Origin of the sequence: Sphingobacterium sp. T2, from assembly GCF_000814685.1 — a bacterium.
Lineage (GTDB): Bacteria > Bacteroidota > Bacteroidia > Sphingobacteriales > Sphingobacteriaceae > Sphingobacterium > Sphingobacterium thermophilum.
Genome location: NZ_JXAC01000042.1, coordinates 1 through 17,826 on the forward strand (window position 1 = coordinate 1; position 17,826 = coordinate 17,826).

Genomic DNA, 17,826 nt, shown 5'->3' on the forward strand with positions numbered 1-17,826 from the left:
ATCCATCTCMTSYMAATCTGAGAGATTATACGCTCAAGCATGTARGAGAAGGTCTATCCAAAGATGATGAACGGGTAATTGAATTGATTTTTTTGACGAGGGCCGTAAGTTTGAGCAGTTTGGAAAAGGCATATTCAAAAAAAATGTAGATCATGGGGAAATTAAAGTCCTTACAGAATTTCATTACAGGGCATACAAAAAATCCTAGCGAACTTATCGTAAAGGTATTGGCTATACTTGCCAACTTTCAGCCGCGCCCCTACCAACGCTGGAGGGAAGAGCGTGCCGGGAAAGCGCCGGACGGGGACACCGAGGCTGCACACGTTTTCGAAAAACAGGACTCCCATAAACGTGAAAAAAACAGAGATGCATTACCCCTCTCCCGGCCTACATTCACCAAAAATTTGTTGTGGGCTGCTGCCGGTGCAGTAGGTCTCAGCGTCGGCGTAGTGCTCTTGCTACAATCCAAGGACAAGGGCTGTGCTTATTGGAACGGCACAGAATACGTCCTCACAGCATGCGAGGATCATAAATCAGAATATGATGTTTTCTTTGTCACCCGCGAGACGGACCTTACTCTAAAAAAGAATTACCAGACCCGATACTCTGTCAGCCAAAGATGAACATAAAGTTTGGTATTATAAACACGACAGCAGCAAGGTGGAGTTTTTTACAGGCCCTGGATATCATCCTGTGTATAAAAACAAGCCCCTGAAAGCGGCAACAAAGTATATTATAACGAAGTATGGAAAGAGCAACAAATATTGAAGACATAAATTTTATCCTCCATACATATAACAAATTGAAAATCTGTTATCTCGGCATCAAAATTGAGCGCTTTTTATATACCACTGAGCATAGATTATGAAGCAGCTAACATTCATCATGACCGTAATGCTATCCTTACACCTGTGGGGATGCAGCAAAAGCGAGGAAGAAATTGTCTATCCTACCCACACGGATCTCATATTGGCCGATATAACATATGGTCCTCATGAGCAGAATAAAATGGATATTCTGTTACCGGCAGGAAGAGATGCCACCACTACAAAAGTTTTGGTTCTCATACATGGGGGTGGATGGATAGCCGGAGACAAAAGCGACTTCAACAGCATATTGGATACAGAAAATATAGAATATCTGAAGAAAGAGTTTCCTGATATGGCGTTGTTTCTGCTCAACTACAGGCTTGCACTCTCTACAGACTCCCAATATCCAGCAGCGGAAAACGACATTAAAGCAGCAATGGACTTCATATACAGGCATGCTGAAGCCTATCAGGTCAATGGAAACACCGTCTATCTATTAGGAGGAAGTGCAGGAGCTCATCTTGCTGCACTCTATGCATTGAAAAGTCCTACTGACCGCATCAAAGGTGTTATAGGCATCTCCGGACCTTATGATCTCCCCATGCTTTACCTAGACGGAAACGATGAATCCCGAAATATCCTAAGGACGTTTATGGGGGGTACTCCACAGGAACAAGGATTTCAGTATTTCAACGCTTCACCTTATAATTTTGTACATCCTGTGCCTACAAAATTCCTGCTACTACACGGCAGACAGGACAAGCTAGTTCCTCTTTCACAAGCCCAAAAGCTGGAAGCTGCACTCAAAGAAGAAGGGGTAGAAGTGAAAACCTACTATTATGATGGTGAACATGGCATACCACCGCAGCACATCGGTCAAAGCATTGAAGAAATCAAAAAATTCCTAAAATAATATAAAAGGTCCCCACATAGTGGAGCCCTTCGTCTAGGCACATAAGCCACACAGTTTTTCCAAGTGTTGGTATTCTATTCCAAAATACGCTTTTGTTACTTTTAGTTTTTGAAGAATTTCGGCCTGACGGTCCGGCGTGATGCTTTTCTTCACCGCTATTATCATCACATTCTTCGGTGTATGTGTATCCGAAATAAATTGCAAGACTTTGGTCTGATAGCCGTAATATTCCAATATCAAAGCACGGATGCCGTCTGTAAGCATTTCTGCGTGCCGTTCCAGAAAGATACCGTGTTTGGTCATGAACGAAAGATCATTCTTAGCTTTAACCTTTTCCAGCTGACGGCGCACCTGCTTATGGCAGCAAGGTGCTACCACAATAAGGTTAGCATTGTATGTAATCCCCTTGAAGATGGCGTCATCGGTAGCCGTGTCGCAGGCATGAAGAGCAATTAAAATATCCAAATCCGACTTCGGAACATAATTTTCTATAGTCCCCTCTTCAAACTTTAATTCCGTAAAATCACTTTTTTGGGCAATGTCATTACACAACGCCACAAGATCTTGACGGAACTCCACCCCATCCACGTGGCTCTTGCGGTGCAACACATTGTTTAGGTAGTCGTAGAGCGCAAAGGTGAGATACCCCTTGCCGGCGCCCATATCCACCACTTGCAAGGTTTCTTTGTGCGGCAACACATCCAACTCCGCACTCAACAGCTCTATATAATGGTTTATCTGCTTCCACTTGTCCTGAGCGTTTTTGTACACTTTGCCATTTTCGTCTGTCAGACGCAGCTCTTTAAGGTATTGTTTGTTGGAATCCCCAACCTTACGTTGCTTGATGTTATCATGACTGCGGGAGACAGGTTTCACGGCTGTGGCCTTTTGACTTTTGACAGACCATTGCTGTTTTTTGTTCAGCTCGCAGGTTACATTTTCGAATGTAGTGAAAAGTGTAGCAATGCGGAATCCCGACATATCCATGAGGCTTCCACCTCTTTCAACCCATCCTCTATAGTATAGTTTTTCGTGATATCTTTTGTCTGATAGCGATACGTGAAAGACAGCTTAAGCTCTCGTTTGATTATTGCAGCCTTAATATAGATATTTTTCAGCTGAGGAATGTTTCCCTTATAGTTACCTAAAGAAAGTTTGATAAAGCACTCATCTTGAATACTTTGCTTTATCTGTTGCAAATATGCGGGTAAAACGGTCATGGGTCCTTATTAATGATGGGCAAAGATACGAAAAGCTCCTCCTAAGTTGAATTTTGAAGAATATCTTTTTACTTTTGGGACAGAAAATAATATTATGCAAAATCCAACGATTCAAGCCGTTTTCTTCGATATTGATGGTACCTTACTCAGTTTCAAGACACACGAAGTAGCGGCCTCCACCGAAGAGGCCATAGCCCAACTACAAGAAAAAGGCATAAAAACCATCCTATCTACGGGCCGCTCGATCAACAGTATTGACCACGTCCGCTACCTCAATTTTGACGGATACATTACCTTCAATGGCGGCTACTGCGTAACAAAAGAAGGCTTGATTCTTTTCAAGCAGACCATCGACCCTCGCGATATCCAAAGTCTACTGGACTATGTACAGGAGACACCGTTGAGTTTCTCTTTCATGTCAGAAAAAGAAAATCACTATCCATGATGTCACTCCCGAGATTGCTGGCATGTATGCCCATCTCAATCTTCCTGTGCCACCTCCTGTAGATCTTACCAAAGTAGATATCCATTCGGTATTGCAGACCAACATCTTCCTAGGTCCCGAAGAAGAAAAAGAATTCATGGCCAAGGTTATGCCTAACTCCCTATCATCCCGTTGGTCGCCCCTCTTTGCCGACGTAAATCCCAAAGGACAAAGCAAAAAGGTGGGAATAGATATTTTCTGCCAACATTTTGGTATTGAACGTTCGCAAACTATGGCCTTCGGCGACGGAGGGAACGACATCACCATGCTCGAACATGTGGGAATAGGCATCGCCATGGGCAACGCCAACCCTGAAGTAAAAGCCATAGCAGACTATATTACCGATGATGTGGATTCCGATGGCATATGGAACGCTTTGAAACATTTCGGCGTACTGTAACGTAGCATTCAATAGAAAATATACATAAAACGAAAAAGCTCATCGAAATATCGATGAGCTTTTTATATATATAATGCACTAGAATATTATTCAGTGATGCTTGGCACGTTTACCACCTCATTGGTTTCCGCCTCGTAGTTGATTTCTGGGAAGTTGAAACCGAAAAGGTTGAAGAAGTCATTACGATAGCCTACAATGTCGGAAATCTCTTCCAAGTTTTCCGTTGTAGCCTCTTTCCACAATTTTGCCACCTCTTCTTGCACATCCTGACGCATTTCCAAATCGTCAACACGGATACGTCCTTTATCATCTACCGGAATCTGGCCATCAGCAGTATAAAGACGCTCAGCAAAAAGACGCTGCATCTGCTCGATAGTTCCTTCGTGGATGCCTTTTTCTTTCATCACTTTGTACAATAAAGAAATGTAAAGAGGCACCACAGGAATTGCCGATGAAGATTGGGTTACCAACGCTTTGTTTACCGACACATATGAAACACCGTTGATATCTTTAAGAATATCGTTTATTACTGGTACGGTAGCCTCTAAGTCGTCTTTAGCACGGCCTATAGTTCCATTACGGTAGATTGGATACGTCAACTCAGGACCTATGTACGAATAAGCTACGGTTTTTACACCCTCTGCCAACACACCGGCCTCTTTCAACGCTTCCATCCAGAACTTCCAGTCTTCACCACCCATCACCGCTACGGTATTAGCGATATCTTCTTCCGACTCTACCGGATTGATGGTGATGTCCGACACCACACCACTGTGGAAGTCTACAGTCTTATCGGTGAAAGGCTGGCCGATAGGCTTCAATACCGATGAGTGCAACACGCCTGTCTTAGGATGAGTACGACGTGGCGACGCCAAAGAATACACCACTAGGTCTACCTGTCCTAAATCCTGTTTTATCAATTCAATGGTTTTGGCTTTCACCTCATCGGAGAAAGCATCTCCATTGATACTTTTCGCATATAAACCTGCAGCATGCGCTTCTTGCTCGAAAGCTGCTGAGTTGTACCACCCTGCTGTAGCCGGCTTGCCCGGAGCGGCAGGCTTCTCAAAAAACACACCTATCGTCGCAGCATCAGAACCGAAAGCCGCCATGATGCGCGATGCCAAACCAAAACCTGTTGAAGCTCCCACAACAAGAACTTTCTTAGGTCCGTTAGCAATTTTACCTTTTGATTTTACATACTCGATCTGGTTTTTAACATGTTGCGCCGTTCCTTCCGGATGGGCGGTCAAACATATAAAACCTCTTACACGTGGTTGAATAATCATATTATAGTATTGTAAGGTTATTTACTTTTCTAAAACCTGTGCAAATTAACAGAATTTTCTAAGAATATAGCATTATTATCGATAAAAACCATGATAATTCTTAGAGAAATAAAGCTTACACTATTTTACTATATTTGGAAAAGAACTTTCACAATCATCCAATTGAAAAAATTTTTATTAGCAATAGCTTTGATGGCTTCCTCCTATGGTGTACATGCGCAGGAAGCTGTATCTCCCTTAAACAAAGGAAATTGGCTCTATAGAAACAAGCCTTTCTCCTTTTTCGTTAACAAATACCAGTGGATTAAGTTTTAAATACAATGACAAAGATTACGAATGGTCAATCGGTGGAGAAGGAGGATATTTCATCCAAAACAACTTAGCCTTGAAAGCTGGATTAGGTGTATTAAGCATCAACAACACTATTGGAGATGGTAGCATCACTGATACCTACCTCAGTTATAAAGTTGGCGCCAAATACTACTTCAAGCATGTCATCCCACTGCAAATCGATTTTGGAGGTATTACAACCTCAGAAGACAACTCCTTGTTTGCCGGAATACAGGCCGGATACGCTTGGTTTGTCAAAGACAATATAGCCATTGAGCCTAGCCTCCGCTATGACCATGGCCTGAACAATACGGCCAGCGATATACGAACTGTATCTGCCCGTATAGGATTCAGTCTGTTCTTCTAAAAACACCAAAGCGAGGAAATTTCCTCGTCTTTGGGTTTATTTTAGGTGTGCACGAAGCATCCACGCTGTCTTCTCATGCTGTTCCATCAATCCTACAAGGAAGTCTTCGGTACCGGCGTCACCATGCTTATCTACCGCTTCCAGACTCGCTCGTATAGAAATGATCACAGCTTCAAAGTCACTCAACAACGCTTTGATATAGCTTTGACTGTCATTTTTCGCAGGCTTTGCTTCCGACAGTTCTGTCAGTTCCAAGAACTCTTTCATAGATCCCACCGCATAATGACCAATAGAACGAACACGTTCTGCGATGTCGTCGATATTTTCGGCTAAAGCGTCATAAATTGTTTCAAAAAACAAGTGTTGCGCATGGAAATCAGGACCTTCTACATTCCAATGTGCGTTTCTTGCCTTTATGTAAAGAACATTATGATCAGCCAATAGTTTATTTAATATCTCGGCTACCTTTGCCGTGTCTTTTTCCTTAATGCCAATATTTGTTTTCATGACTCTTATTTTTAGTTAATATTTACTTGCATTATTCAATTTTGATAGCTCTTCTTCCGACAATTTCAGAGTCAACGCTTCCACAAAAGCTTGTATATGAGACGATTTTGTAGCGCTTGCTATAGGCGCCGTCACAGCTTGCTGAGCCAGAAGCCAAGCTAAGGCTACAGCCGACGGAGACACCTGACGTGCAGAAGCAATGTTAACCAATACCCTTACAATATCCTTGCCGCGCTCGTTCCAATATTTCTTGTATATACCTTCTCCTCTTACGGATTGTGAAAAGTCGGATTCCGACTTGTATTTACCGCTCAAAAAGCCACTAGCCAACGAGTAATACGGTATTACGGCCAGCTTCCGCTCCACAGTCTATTTTTTGATAAAGATTTTCGAATTTGGCGCGATCATACAAGTTGTATTCCGGCTGAAGGCTGATGTACGAAGGAAGTCCCTTTTCCGCTGCCACGTCAAGACTTTCTACTAGGCGCTCAGGCTGATGTTTGAAGCACCGATATAACGAACCTTGCCTTCTTTAATAAGATCTTCATACGCCCGTAAAGTCTCCTCCACCATAGTCACCTCATCATCGTAATGCGTCTGATAAAGGTCTATATAGTCCGTCTTCAGGCGACGTAGTGAATGTTCTATCTGTTCTTTGATATAAGCTCCCTGCGTATTCGGTTTGGAGTCGTAACCGAAACGTCCCCCAACTTTGGTCATAATCATCACTTTGTCACGGTTTCCGCGACTTTCCAGCCAACGGCCAATGATGGTTTCCGACTCACCTCCCTTGTTTCCTTCGGCCCAGTGTGAATAATTGTTCGACGTGTCAATGGCATTGAAACCTTTATCCACAAACTCGTCCAAAATATTGAAAGAACTTTGCTCATCCAATGTCCAACCAAAAACATTACCTCCAAAAATCAAAGGAACAATATTTAAATCTGACTTTCCGAACTTTATCTTCTCAAATGCCATACGTAGTGTTTTTATATTCTAATGTACTCAAATTGTATTGCAAAACGAAAAAAAGATAAACATAATATTGTCATAAACACTGAAATCTGAAGTGCGGCATAATGCTTTTTTCTTAGTATTTTTGCAGCACAAGACAACATTGCAATGCCATCAAAAGATCCTTATTTACATACCTTCCAAAAAGATATTTCATCGATAGAAAAGCCCGAAAAATTTACCTATCCTTTTTGTTATGAGCCTCACCCATTAAGTGTCATCGCCGCCGAACAGGTGCAGGAATATCTAACTACGCAGCAGGACTTTAGACACAATTTCGGTTTGGAGGAAGGGCAAGAAGGATTGATTATAGGCAAGATGTTTGGTGTCCTTGTAGTGGAAGACACGGAAGGCGAATTAGGCTTTTTAGCAGCCTGTTCGGGCAAGTTGGCAGGGACAAATAAGCACCGCTATTTTGTGCCTCCGATTTTTGACATGCTAGACCCGGAAGGCTTTTTTCTCAAAGAAGAGGCTAAGATAAATCAGCTGAACCGCGACATTGAGTTGATGGAACACAATCCGCGTATCGCCGAGCTAAAAGCTGCGTGGAACTCCTGCAAACAGGAAAATGAAAAACTGCTGGCAGCCTTGAGAACTCTGCATAAAAAAAAATAAGGCTGAACGTAAAGCTATACGAGCAACTCAGAAAGAACTTCTCAGTCCCGAAGAATATGAGGAATTGGAGAAAGACCTTATCAAGCAAAGCTATCGCGACCAGCACGAGTACGATGTGCTGAAAATGCGCTGTAAGGAAAAACTAGCTCTTATCGAAGAAGAATTAAACTCCCTAATAAAAGAGATCGAGCAGAAAAAGGAACTGCGTAAATCCAAATCTGCAGCCCTACAAAACAGGCTTTTCGACCAGTACCACTTTCTTAACGCCAAAGGGGAAAGACGTTCTGTCATTGATATCTTCCAGGAGGCCATACATATGCTCCCACCGGCAGGTGCAGGAGAGTGTGCTGCCCCTAAACTATTGCAGTACGCCTACCTACACCAACTAAAACCTATATGTATGGCAGAATTTTGGTGGGGTGCGTCACCGGCATCCGAAGTACGTAAACACAAATATTTCTATCCTTCATGTCGGGGTAAGTGTGAACCTATCCTAGGACATATGCTGCAAGGACTTGACGTAGATCCCAACCCTATGTTGCACCATCAAGGCAGACCTTCAGACCTAGACATAATCTTCGAAGATGAGCATATCCTCGTCGTAAACAAGCCCGCAGAATTTCTATCGGTGCCGGGAATCCATGTGCAGGACAGCGTACAGACGCGTATACAGAACCAATATCCACACCTCACAGGCCCACTCATCATTCATAGACTAGACATGTCTACTTCCGGTATTCTCGTACTGGCGAAAAACAAGGAAGCACATCAATTTATCCAAGATCAGTTTATTCGTCACACCGTAACCAAACGCTATACAGCCCTACTCGACGGTGTCATCCATCAACAAGAAGGATTGATAGACTTGCCTCTGCGGGTAGATTTGGATGACCGACCTCGGCAGGTGGTATGCTATCAATATGGCAAGCCGGCACAAACAAAATTTAAGGTTGTAACCATAGAAGGTGACAAAACACGAATACATTTCTATCCGCTGACAGGAAGAACCCATCAGCTCCGTGTACATGCAGCACATGCCAAAGGGCTGAACACCCCTATCGTTGGAGACGACCTCTACGGTAAAAGAGCAGACCGCCTACACCTCCATGCCGGATATATAGCCTTCATACATCCTTCTACAAAAGAAGTCATCTCTTTCGAAGTGGCAGATCCATTTTAAAAATCCAGGTCGAAAACCTAACTTACTTATATTTAACAAAAATATATGACCCTTCCACTGATAGAAGATAAAACTTTCGCGAAGGAGAACTTTCAGGAGAGAGGATTTCCCTTAGCGGCTTACGAATATTGTCGGTTTGAACAGTGTAACATGGAAGCCGCAACGCTTAGCGGCAGTAAATTTATTGACTGCTCCTTTGTAAACTGCAACCTCAGCCTTGCAAAAATAGAAAACACCATGTTTCAGCAATGCTCCTTCTCCCATTGCAAGATGTTAGGACTGCTATTTACCATAGCCAACCCTTTCAACCTGTCTTTTTCCTTCGAATCTTGTATCTTAGACCACTGTTCTTTTGCAGCACTGAAATTCAAGAAGATAAAATTTGACCATTGCCATATGCATGAGGTAGACTTCCAAGAATCTTCCTTTAAAGAAGCTATCTTCAATACATGTGATTTGTTGCGCTCTCAATTTTCACATACTAACCTCGAAAGGGCCGACTTCAGCAGTGCCTATAACTTTCTCATCGACCCCGAAGAAAATCAGCTCAAAGGCGCTAAGTTCGCTTTGGACAGCCTTCCCGCATTATTGACGAAATACAAAATTCATATTGTTGCCTGATGGACACCACGAACAATCCTATTATGCCACAAGAAGAAAATCGTGTACGCATAGCTCTGGCCGAAAAAGAAACACTCTTGCTGCGTACGCTTGCAAACCATAACCTTCAACATGATGCCCTGAACATCCTTATCATCGCTTATAAAGATGTGAACAGGTTAGACCTGTATGCCAAATCCTGCAATAAGCATACTTATCTGCACCTCGCTCAGTATAAAATATGCGGTCGCTCCGGAACCTTAGGCCCCAAAAAGGCGGAAGGAGACAAGCAGGTACCCGAAGGCTTCTACCATATTGCCCGCTTCAATCCGAAAAGTAAATTTTACTTATCGCTCGGAATTAACTACCCCAACGAACTTGACAGAGCTCTCCAGCATACGGGCTCCGATATTTTCATCCATGGTAAATGTGACTCCAAAGGATGCCTTGCCATCGGCGACGACAACATCAAGGAAATCTATTTATATGCCCTCTGGGCTAAAAAGTCGGGACAAAGCTCCATTCCAGTCTATATCTTTCCTTTTGAGATGACGGAAGAAAATATGCAAAAGTACCGTCCGCAATTCGAAGAGAAGACCCTAGCATTTTGGAAAAACCTTCAGCAAGGTTATAGGATGTTTCGGCAAACAAAGAAAGAAATCCGCTTTCACGTGGAAAGCGGAACATACCTCTTCACACTTTCTTAGGTTTGGGAGGAATGGATATCGCACGCTTTACGGCCTCTTCACCATACTTATTTCGCAGGATGTCCATAGCCTGATACAGCCGCACCGCCTCTTCCGTATCTTCGAAAAGACTAATCTGATGGGAACCGTGCACCAAATGGCTGAAACGAACCCCAATCAAACGCACCAGCATACGCTTTTCATACAGCTTGGCAAACAGCTCTTTAGCTTTGGCAATCAACACGGTGTCCGAGGCTGTATAGGGAATTACCATCTGTTTGCTCACCGTATCAAAGTTGGAATAGCGCAGCTTCACCGTCACACAACCCGTCAGCTTCTTGCTCTGCCGAAGCTGGAAGGCAAGCTTCTCGGTCATGCGAATCAACTCGCTATTCAGAAACTTCATATCTATAGTATCCTGCTGAAATGTCTCTTCTGTGCTGATGCTCTTCTGTTCCGAGTAGGGCACGATAGGCGTAGGATCTATCCCATTAGCCTTACGCGACAACTCTACGCCATGCTTGCCCAGCAGGTTTTGCATCATAGGCACCGGAATCTCACTCAGCGTCTTAATCGTCCGCACCCCCATCTGCTGCAGCAAGGTAGAAGTTTTACGTCCTATGCCCGGCATACGATCTATAGGCAGCGGAGCTAGATAGGACTTTTCTTGGCCGTGCGCCACCTCCTTCTGTCCATCCGGCTTGGCATCATCCGTAGCAACCTTGCTGACCAGCTTATTGGAAGCCAACGCATAACTTATCGGTAGCCCCGTTTCCTTACGGATACGGCTCTTCAGCTCCGACATAAACTTACCACATCCGAAAAAACGAATCTACCCCCGTCAGATCTACATAAAACTCGTCGATGCTGGCCTTCTCCATCACAGGAACGGACTCCGCAATAATATCCGTCACCAGACGTGAATAGTAACTGTAGCTCTCCGAGTCGCCACGCACCACAATAGCATGAGGACACAGACGCAAAGCTAGCTTCATCGGCATGGCACTATGTACTCCAAACTTACGTGTCTCATAGCTGCAGGCAGCCACCACTCCCCTATCACTTAATCCTCCCACAATCAAAGGCTTCCCCATAAATTGACTGTTCTTTAAACGCTCTACGCTGACGAAAAACGTATCCAAATCCAAATGCGAAACAAACCGTTTACTATCCTGCCAGTCCATATTGCTATCTCTTTTCACAAAAATACTAAATTTTTTAGCAAAAAAAAATTATAAAATTTCCCCACATAAAATATTTACTCTCAAGAGTATGACTATTGGCGTCACTTTTGATATATTTATAATACTCAAGAGCAACCTCATGAAACATACGCACACATATGCCGCCGAAGAAAGTGCTTGCTGCTGTTCGGAGTCTACCACTTCACCAAGTACGACCGAACACAACCATACGAATGCTTCCAAAGTCTTATCCAAATGGAAACTCTTTTTCCGCCCAATATTAGCGTTTGTTATATTGTGTTCCGCTCTAGCAACGGAACACCTATTCAAAGCAAATTGGTTTGAAGGACGTATCGCTCTTCTATGGTACGGGCTCGCCTACCTTATTGTAGGCTTTCCGGTGATGAAAGATGCTTGGAAAAGCATCAAAAAGGGAGATTTTTTCTCCGAATTTCTGCTGATGAGCATCGCTACGCTAGGAGCTTTTGCTATTGGTGAATACCCCGAAGGAGTGGCTGTCATGCTCTTCTACTCCGTAGGAGAAGTGTTACAGTCTCTTGCTGTATCGAGAGCTAAACTTAACATCAAAACCTTGCTGGACCAACGCCCCGAGACCGTCACCCGTATAGAGAATAACGTACAGACGTCCATCAACGCGGCCGAGGCGTGCATAGACGACATCCTACTTCTGAAGCCAGGAGAAAAGGTAGCACTAGATGGGGAGCTTATGGATGAAAAGGCTTCTTTCAATACAGCAGCGCTGACAGGAGAAAGCAAACCCTCCACGAAAAGAAAAGGCGATTCTGTATTGGCCGGTATGATAAACCTTGAAACAGCCTCCACCATGCGTGTCACCACTGCCTACAAGGACAGCAAACTGAGTAAGATATTGGACCTCATACAGCATGCTTCCGCGCAAAAGGCCCCCACGGAACTGTTCATACGCAAGTTTGCCAAAATATACACACCTATTGTAGTGGGGCTAGCCGTTCTCATCTGTCTTGCTCCCGCTCTCTTTGTCAGTCACTATGTCTTCAGCGAATGGCTGTACCGCGCCTCATCTTCCTTGTCATCTCCTGCCCTTGTGCCTTGGTAATATCTATTCCTTTGGGATATTTCGGTGGTATAGGAGCTGCCAGCAAAAATGGAATACTATTCAAAGGATCCAACTACCTTGATAGCCTTGCAAATATTCGCCATGTCGTCCTAGACAAGACCGGCACCCTGACACAAGGCGTATTTTCTATACAGGATATTCAAATAAAGAAAGAATTGGACAAAGAATACATTCTTCATTTAGTGAATATGGCTGAAAGCAACAGTACCCATCCCATTGCTACGGCTATCCGCGAATATGTAGGACAGGAAGCCCCCTCCTATTCTGTCACCCACATTGAAGAAATAGCAGGACACGGTCTGCGCGCCCTCATAGACGGAAGACAGCTGTTAGTAGGCAACACCAAACTCCTAGACAAATTCGGCATCTCCTACGACACAGAAATTAAAGATATCGTATATACTACCATGGCTATAGCCGTGGATAACGAATATGCAGGATATATTACCATTGCCGATCAAATCAAACCAGAGGCAAAAGAGGCTATACAGGCTCTTAAAAGCCATCATATCGACTGTACGGTACTTAGTGGAGACAAAAATGCTATTGTACGGCATGTTGCCGAAAGCCTAGGCATAACAAACTACTTCGGTGATTTGCTGCCCGAAGATAAAGTAACAAAATTCAAAGCCATCAAACAATCGACAACTTCTGTCGCCTTCGTGGGAGATGGTTTTAATGACGCCCCTGTACTTGCCCTGAGTGACGTGGGGATCGCCATGGGCGGGCTGGGCTCCGACGCCTCCATAGAAACAGCAGACGTGGTGATTCAAGACGACAACATCGCTAAAATCCCTATGGCTATAAAAATTGGGAGAGAAACAAAAAAAATTGTTTGGCAAAATATTACCTTAGCTTTTATAGTCAAAGGTGCCGTACTCCTCCTAGGTGCCGGAGGCATAGCCACAATGTGGGAAGCAGTCTTCGCTGATGTAGGGGTATCGTTACTGGCTATCCTTAACGCTATAAGAATACAGCGCAAAGTCTTTTAACCCATTTCCAATAAAAAAAGAAGCAACCTTATGATTGCTTCTCTTTTTGTACTTTTGACGGAAAGCCTGAATTAAAGACTTTATCCCAAAATGCTGAACTCACCCCAAATCCTTTCTCCGGATCCGAATAGTGGTGCAACATATGATGATCCTTTAGTTTCTTGAAAAAGCCTGATTTGAAGTTGGCATGGTGCATCGCGTAATGACATTCATCATAAATCAAATAACCTAAAATGAAGCCCGCAAAAAATGCCGCCAAATTATATTCCGAGAAGAAAATATAAAATATAAAGTATATGATAGTGGCCATAGGAATACTTGCCGACAAAGGCATCACCAAACGTAATCTATCTTTCGGATAATCGTGATGCACTCCGTGAAATATAAAATGTATACGTTGTCCCCATTCACTTTTTGGGTGATAATGGAAGACCCAACGGTGCAAAATATATTCTGCCAAGGTCCAAAATGCCAACCCAAACAAGAAATAGCCTACAATATGTGATACGGGTAGCTGACCCACCACATAAGCTTTACGAACAAAATAAATCATCACCGGAACCCAGAAAATTATAGGTACTGAAAAATGCACCTTCGTTAAGGCCTCAAGAAAATCATTCTTGAACATTCTAGGGCTATCCGTAGAATTGGAAACATAATTACGCTTTGCCATACTTCAATCTTTCAATCACAATAATAGTTAAAGGTTTTCGCTTTCTTTAACAAAATTAATATCTTGGTAAGATGTTTAAAAATAACATTCGTTCATTTTTTTGTACTTTCTGACTTTTGATTAGAATTAGTCAGCCGTAACGCTTCCCATTCCTTTAATTGTCTTACAACCAAAGGCAGTGCTGGTGTCAGCATACCGTGGTCATACCCCTGAAATTCAAGAAGTTTCACATCTTTATGACCACATAACTTCAACATACGCGCCAGATAAGCATTTTCTTCATAGCGGCCGAGCATTTCCAGCTCCCTATCTCCTGTCATTAACATGATGGGGAAAGGTGTATTTCTCACCCAATAGAGAGGAGCCATCTCATCCACTATGGGCTGCGTATCGCGGATATGACGACTTTGACGTTCGGTAAAATGTGTGATGGCTTGTCCCGAACAGGAGATGACTCCCAACAGCTGATCGGCATCGACACTGTGTACTGCAAGATATTCCTTTCGCAAGGCCAGCATCAGCGCCAGATACGCTCCCGCGGAATAACCACCAATTACCACTTTCTGTGTATTTCCCCCATAGTTAGCAATATTTTTCATCACCCAACTTATGGCTTCTGCACCATCCTTTATGATGTCTTCCACCCTGACCTGTGGCGCAAACCTATATCCTACGGATACCACTGCAAAATCCCCGCCCTTAAGCCTCTCAGGAATAGCCCTATTCCCTGAGGTGAGTCCTCCCCCATGAAACCATATCAACGTAGTAAAGTCTTTCTTGTCCTCGGGATAATAGAAATCCAATAGACATTGCTTCTGCACATAACTGTCCTTAGAAGAAGAATAGGCTATCCCTTGAATTTCCTTGTAACGCAATTCCTGAGCTTGAACGTCTAACAGGCTGAAAACAAATAAAAAAAAAGGCAACAAAGTATCTCATAAGGAAATATAAGGTTTATAAATTATACTTAGATAAAGATAGCAATCTGAGGGGGATTTCTCATTTTTAATGGACGAAAATTGAAGAGAAATTGTAATTTTACCAAACTCAGAAACTTGAATCTGTATAACAATCAAACACAAAAAAAAATAGATGGTTGACGAAACGAATAATATAGAAGACCAAAATCAAAATCCTTCATCGGAAGATCAGGCAAGTAACATTATTCCGATTTCGGGATTATATGAAAATTGGTTTTTGGATTATGCTTCTTACGTAATATTAGACCGTGCCGTTCCTCATATCAATGACGGATTCAAACCCGTACAACGAAGAATTTTACACTCTTTCAAAGAGAAAGATGACGGCAGGTTCAACAAGATTGCCAATATCGTAGGTCACACCATGCAGTATCACCCGCACGGTGATGCCTCAATTGGAGAAGCTATCGTACAGCTGGGACAAAAAGATCTGCTCATAGATACCCAAGGTAACTGGGGTGATCCGGTGACAGGCGATTCGGCGGCAGCACCCCGTTATATCGAGGGACGTCTGTCCAAATTTGCTAATGAGGTAGTCTTCAATCCTGACACTACGGAATGGCAGCTCAGTTACGATGGCCGAAACAAAGAGCCTATCACCTTACCGGTGAAGTTCCCTTTGTTGCTTGCCCAAGGGGCGGAAGGTATTGCCGTAGGTCTGGCAACCAAAATCATGCCCCATAACTTCTTGGAACTTATCGAAGGCTCTATTCAAGTGCTCAAAGGCGAAAGACCCAACCTCTATCCGGACTTCCCTACCGGAGGACTTGCCGACGTGACCAACTACAACGAAGGTCAACGCGGAGGTAGAGTACGTATCCGTGCCAAAATCGAAGAGCGTGACAAGAAGACTTTGGCTATCACCGAAATCCCGTATGGTACCACGACGGGAAGCCTCATCGACAGCATCGTGGCGGCCAACGACAAAGGAAAAATCAAAATCAAAAAAATAAGAAGATAATACCGCCCAGAATGTTGAGATTATCATACACTTGGCACCGGGAATATCGCCAGATGTGACCATAGACGCACTTTATGCATTCACAGCCTGCGAAACTTCTATTTCTCCGAATACTTGTGTCATCAAAGACAACAAACCACATTTCATGAGTGTGAACGACATCCTGATCGAAAACACCTTGCAGACTAAAAACCTGCTGAAACGTGAACTAGAGATCAGGCTGGCAGAACTACAGGAGAAAATTTTCTTCAACTCCCTACTCAAAATCTTCATCCAAGAAGGGATGTATAAACATCCGGATTACGAAAATTCGGGCGATTTCGAAACCGTCGTAGAAGTGTTGAACAGATTGTTTACCCCTTTCTTCGACCAGTTCTATAGGGAAATCCTACCTGAGGATTACAAAAAACTTATCGAAAAGCCTATGAGTAGCATCACACGTTTCGACGTGAAAAAGTCGGACGAGCAGATGAAGGCTTTGAATGAAGAAATCGCTGAAGTAAAGAAAAACCTAAAGCACCTGACAGAGTATGCTATACGTTGGTTCGAATACCTTCGCGACAAATATGGCAAAGGTCGCGAAAGGAAGACAGAGCTTCGCGTATTTGACAAAGTTGAAGCAGCCCAAGTAGCGCTAGCAAACACCAAACTTTATGTCAACCGTGCCGAAGGATTTATCGGCACCTCAATGAAGAAAGATGAGTTCGTCACCGAATGTTCGGACATCGACGACATCATAGTATTCCGGGAAGACGGTAAATATACGGTGGTCAAAGTGCAAGATAAAGTATTCGTGGGTAAAGACATCATCCACGTAGCGGTATTCAAAAAAGGTGATGACCGTACCATATATAATGCCATCTACCGCGATGGTAGCAACGGCAACAGCTATATCAAACGTTTTGCTGTGACGGCCGTGACACGTGAAAAAGAATATGACCTCACCAAAGGTACTAAAGGCTCTAAGGTGCTTTATTTTAGTGCCAACCCTAACGGAGAAGCAGAAGTAGTGCATGTACAGTTGAAACCACACAGCAAGCTACGTAAGCTTACCTTCGATATGGACTTCGCTTCCATAGCCATCAAGGGTAAAGCCTCCATGGGTAATCTGGTGACCAAATACCCTGTCAAGAAAATCACATTCAAAAGTGCCGGAAAATCTACTGTCGGCCGCTAAATACTCGGTACGACGATGTGCTGAAACGTCTTAACGTGGACGAAAGAGGTGTCTACCTTGGCGAGTTCGAAAGCGATGACAAGATTTTGATGGTCTTCGAAGACGGATCTTATGAGCTATCAAACTTCGACCTCAGCAACCATTTCGATGACAAGATGATTCGTATAGAAAAATTCCATCCTGAGCATGTCTATGCAGCAATACATCGGGACGGTAAGACTGGAGCTTATTACGTCAAACGTTTTGTCTTTGACGACATCCCATTGGGCAAAACKCGTCGATAAAACTTCGAATCAACGACGGAGCTGGACTCAAAATTGATCTTGCT

The 17,826-nt window shown here is 43.4% G+C and carries 20 protein-coding genes and 2 pseudogenes; 13 read left to right on the forward strand and 9 right to left on the reverse strand.

Features of this window, described 5'->3' with window-relative positions; genetic code table 11:
• Positions 1-152: 152 nt before the first annotated feature.
• Both SD31_RS03715 and SD31_RS14870 read left to right on the forward strand, forming a co-directional pair.
• Positions 153-623 carry a hypothetical protein gene (locus SD31_RS03715; RefSeq protein ID WP_039053158.1) on the forward strand — a complete coding sequence of 157 codons (471 nt, stop codon included), beginning with the start codon at positions 153-155 and terminating at the stop codon, positions 621-623.
• A gap of 241 nt (positions 624-864) precedes the next feature.
• Positions 865-1,722, forward strand: a complete 858-nt coding sequence (locus tag SD31_RS14870; RefSeq protein WP_052258619.1) for an alpha/beta hydrolase — start codon at positions 865-867, stop codon at positions 1,720-1,722.
• Between the two features lie 33 nt (positions 1,723-1,755).
• Here SD31_RS14870 and SD31_RS03725 read toward each other — a convergent pair whose 3' ends face one another.
• Both SD31_RS03725 and SD31_RS18265 read right to left on the reverse strand, forming a co-directional pair.
• Positions 1,756-2,703 (reverse strand): class I SAM-dependent methyltransferase, encoded by a 948-nt coding sequence (locus tag SD31_RS03725; RefSeq protein WP_231561133.1) that lies wholly within the window; start codon positions 2,701-2,703, stop codon positions 1,756-1,758.
• Positions 2,655-2,942 carry a hypothetical protein gene (locus tag SD31_RS18265; protein ID WP_231561134.1) on the reverse strand — a complete coding sequence of 96 codons (288 nt, stop codon included), beginning with the start codon at positions 2,940-2,942 and terminating at the stop codon, positions 2,655-2,657. The genes SD31_RS03725 and SD31_RS18265 overlap by 49 nt, the downstream gene beginning before the upstream one ends.
• Positions 2,943-3,036: 94 nt before the next feature.
• On the opposite strand from SD31_RS18265, the gene SD31_RS19835 reads away from it, so the two are divergent.
• Together SD31_RS19835 and SD31_RS19840 are read left to right on the forward strand one after the other, a co-directional pair.
• Positions 3,037-3,387 carry an HAD family hydrolase gene (locus SD31_RS19835; RefSeq protein ID WP_197053519.1) on the forward strand — a complete coding sequence of 117 codons (351 nt, stop codon included), beginning with the start codon at positions 3,037-3,039 and terminating at the stop codon, positions 3,385-3,387.
• A gap of 22 nt (positions 3,388-3,409) precedes the next feature.
• A complete protein-coding gene (locus tag SD31_RS19840) occupies positions 3,410-3,826 on the forward strand; it encodes an HAD hydrolase family protein (protein WP_197053520.1) in 417 nt (138 codons plus the stop codon).
• 86 nt (positions 3,827-3,912) lie between these two features.
• On the opposite strand, the gene fabV is transcribed toward SD31_RS19840, so the two are convergent.
• Positions 3,913-5,115 carry an enoyl-ACP reductase FabV gene (fabV, locus tag SD31_RS03735; RefSeq protein WP_039053159.1) on the reverse strand — a complete coding sequence of 401 codons (1,203 nt, stop codon included), beginning with the start codon at positions 5,113-5,115 and terminating at the stop codon, positions 3,913-3,915.
• 162 nt (positions 5,116-5,277) lie between these two features.
• Between fabV and SD31_RS03740 the strand changes: the two genes are divergently transcribed.
• Entirely contained in the window at positions 5,278-5,430 is a 153-nt protein-coding gene (locus SD31_RS03740) for a hypothetical protein (RefSeq protein WP_197053521.1), read from the forward strand.
• Positions 5,431-5,500: 70 nt separating this feature from the next.
• Complete coding sequence (locus tag SD31_RS03745) at positions 5,501-5,812, forward strand: hypothetical protein (RefSeq protein ID WP_052258620.1); 312 nt, start codon at positions 5,501-5,503, stop codon at positions 5,810-5,812.
• A 36-nt stretch (positions 5,813-5,848) separates the two neighbouring features.
• Here the strand turns inward: SD31_RS03745 and SD31_RS03750 are convergent, their stop codons facing one another.
• Together SD31_RS03750 and SD31_RS03755 are read right to left on the reverse strand one after the other, a co-directional pair.
• The gene (locus SD31_RS03750; RefSeq protein WP_039053161.1) at positions 5,849-6,319 is read right to left on the reverse strand and encodes a Dps family protein; all 471 of its coding nucleotides are present in this window, start codon (positions 6,317-6,319) and stop codon (positions 5,849-5,851) included.
• Between the two features lie 15 nt (positions 6,320-6,334).
• Positions 6,335-7,297: pseudogene (locus SD31_RS03755) on the reverse strand (aldo/keto reductase).
• A gap of 144 nt (positions 7,298-7,441) precedes the next feature.
• Here SD31_RS03755 and SD31_RS18275 point away from each other — a divergent pair.
• The 4 genes from SD31_RS18275 (at position 7,442) to SD31_RS03770 (ending at position 10,435) form a co-directional block, all read left to right on the forward strand.
• Positions 7,442-7,948: a hypothetical protein gene (locus tag SD31_RS18275; RefSeq protein WP_231561135.1), complete on the forward strand. Its 507-nt coding sequence runs from the start codon at positions 7,442-7,444 to the stop codon at positions 7,946-7,948.
• Between the two features lie 64 nt (positions 7,949-8,012).
• A complete protein-coding gene (locus tag SD31_RS03760; RefSeq protein WP_231561136.1) occupies positions 8,013-9,128 on the forward strand; it encodes an RluA family pseudouridine synthase in 1,116 nt (371 codons plus the stop codon).
• Positions 9,129-9,173: 45 nt separating this feature from the next.
• Positions 9,174-9,749, forward strand: coding sequence for a pentapeptide repeat-containing protein (locus tag SD31_RS03765; RefSeq protein ID WP_039053162.1), 576 nt, complete (start codon positions 9,174-9,176; stop codon positions 9,747-9,749).
• Positions 9,749-10,435: a murein L,D-transpeptidase family protein gene (locus SD31_RS03770; RefSeq protein ID WP_052258621.1), complete on the forward strand. Its 687-nt coding sequence runs from the start codon at positions 9,749-9,751 to the stop codon at positions 10,433-10,435. The genes SD31_RS03765 and SD31_RS03770 overlap by 1 nt, the downstream gene beginning before the upstream one ends.
• On the opposite strand, the gene SD31_RS03775 is transcribed toward SD31_RS03770, so the two are convergent.
• Together SD31_RS03775 and SD31_RS20600 are read right to left on the reverse strand one after the other, a co-directional pair.
• The gene (locus SD31_RS03775) at positions 10,422-11,219 is read right to left on the reverse strand and encodes a DNA polymerase thumb domain-containing protein (protein ID WP_316929748.1); all 798 of its coding nucleotides are present in this window, start codon (positions 11,217-11,219) and stop codon (positions 10,422-10,424) included. The two genes, SD31_RS03770 and SD31_RS03775, sit on opposite strands and share 14 nt — an antisense overlap.
• 4 nt (positions 11,220-11,223) lie before the next feature.
• Entirely contained in the window at positions 11,224-11,616 is a 393-nt protein-coding gene (locus tag SD31_RS20600; protein WP_316929749.1) for a hypothetical protein, read from the reverse strand.
• A gap of 121 nt (positions 11,617-11,737) precedes the next feature.
• Here SD31_RS20600 and SD31_RS18280 point away from each other — a divergent pair, with 121 nt between their 5' ends.
• On the forward strand, positions 11,738-12,694 hold the full coding sequence (locus tag SD31_RS18280) for a hypothetical protein (RefSeq protein WP_231561137.1): 957 nt from the start codon (positions 11,738-11,740) through the stop codon (positions 12,692-12,694).
• Positions 12,640-13,707 carry a heavy metal translocating P-type ATPase gene (locus tag SD31_RS18285; protein ID WP_231561138.1) on the forward strand — a complete coding sequence of 356 codons (1,068 nt, stop codon included), beginning with the start codon at positions 12,640-12,642 and terminating at the stop codon, positions 13,705-13,707. Before SD31_RS18280 ends, SD31_RS18285 begins: the two co-directional genes overlap by 55 nt.
• A 28-nt stretch (positions 13,708-13,735) precedes the next feature.
• Here SD31_RS18285 and SD31_RS03785 read toward each other — a convergent pair whose 3' ends face one another.
• Complete coding sequence (locus SD31_RS03785; RefSeq protein WP_231561139.1) at positions 13,736-14,380, reverse strand: sterol desaturase family protein; 645 nt, start codon at positions 14,378-14,380, stop codon at positions 13,736-13,738.
• Between the two features lie 92 nt (positions 14,381-14,472).
• Positions 14,473-15,255, reverse strand: coding sequence for an alpha/beta hydrolase (locus SD31_RS03790; RefSeq protein ID WP_231561140.1), 783 nt, complete (start codon positions 15,253-15,255; stop codon positions 14,473-14,475).
• A gap of 217 nt (positions 15,256-15,472) precedes the next feature.
• Here SD31_RS03790 and SD31_RS03795 point away from each other — a divergent pair.
• Positions 15,473-17,770: pseudogene (locus SD31_RS03795) on the forward strand (DNA gyrase/topoisomerase IV subunit A); the annotation flags it as partial.
• Positions 17,771-17,826 lie beyond the last annotated feature (56 nt).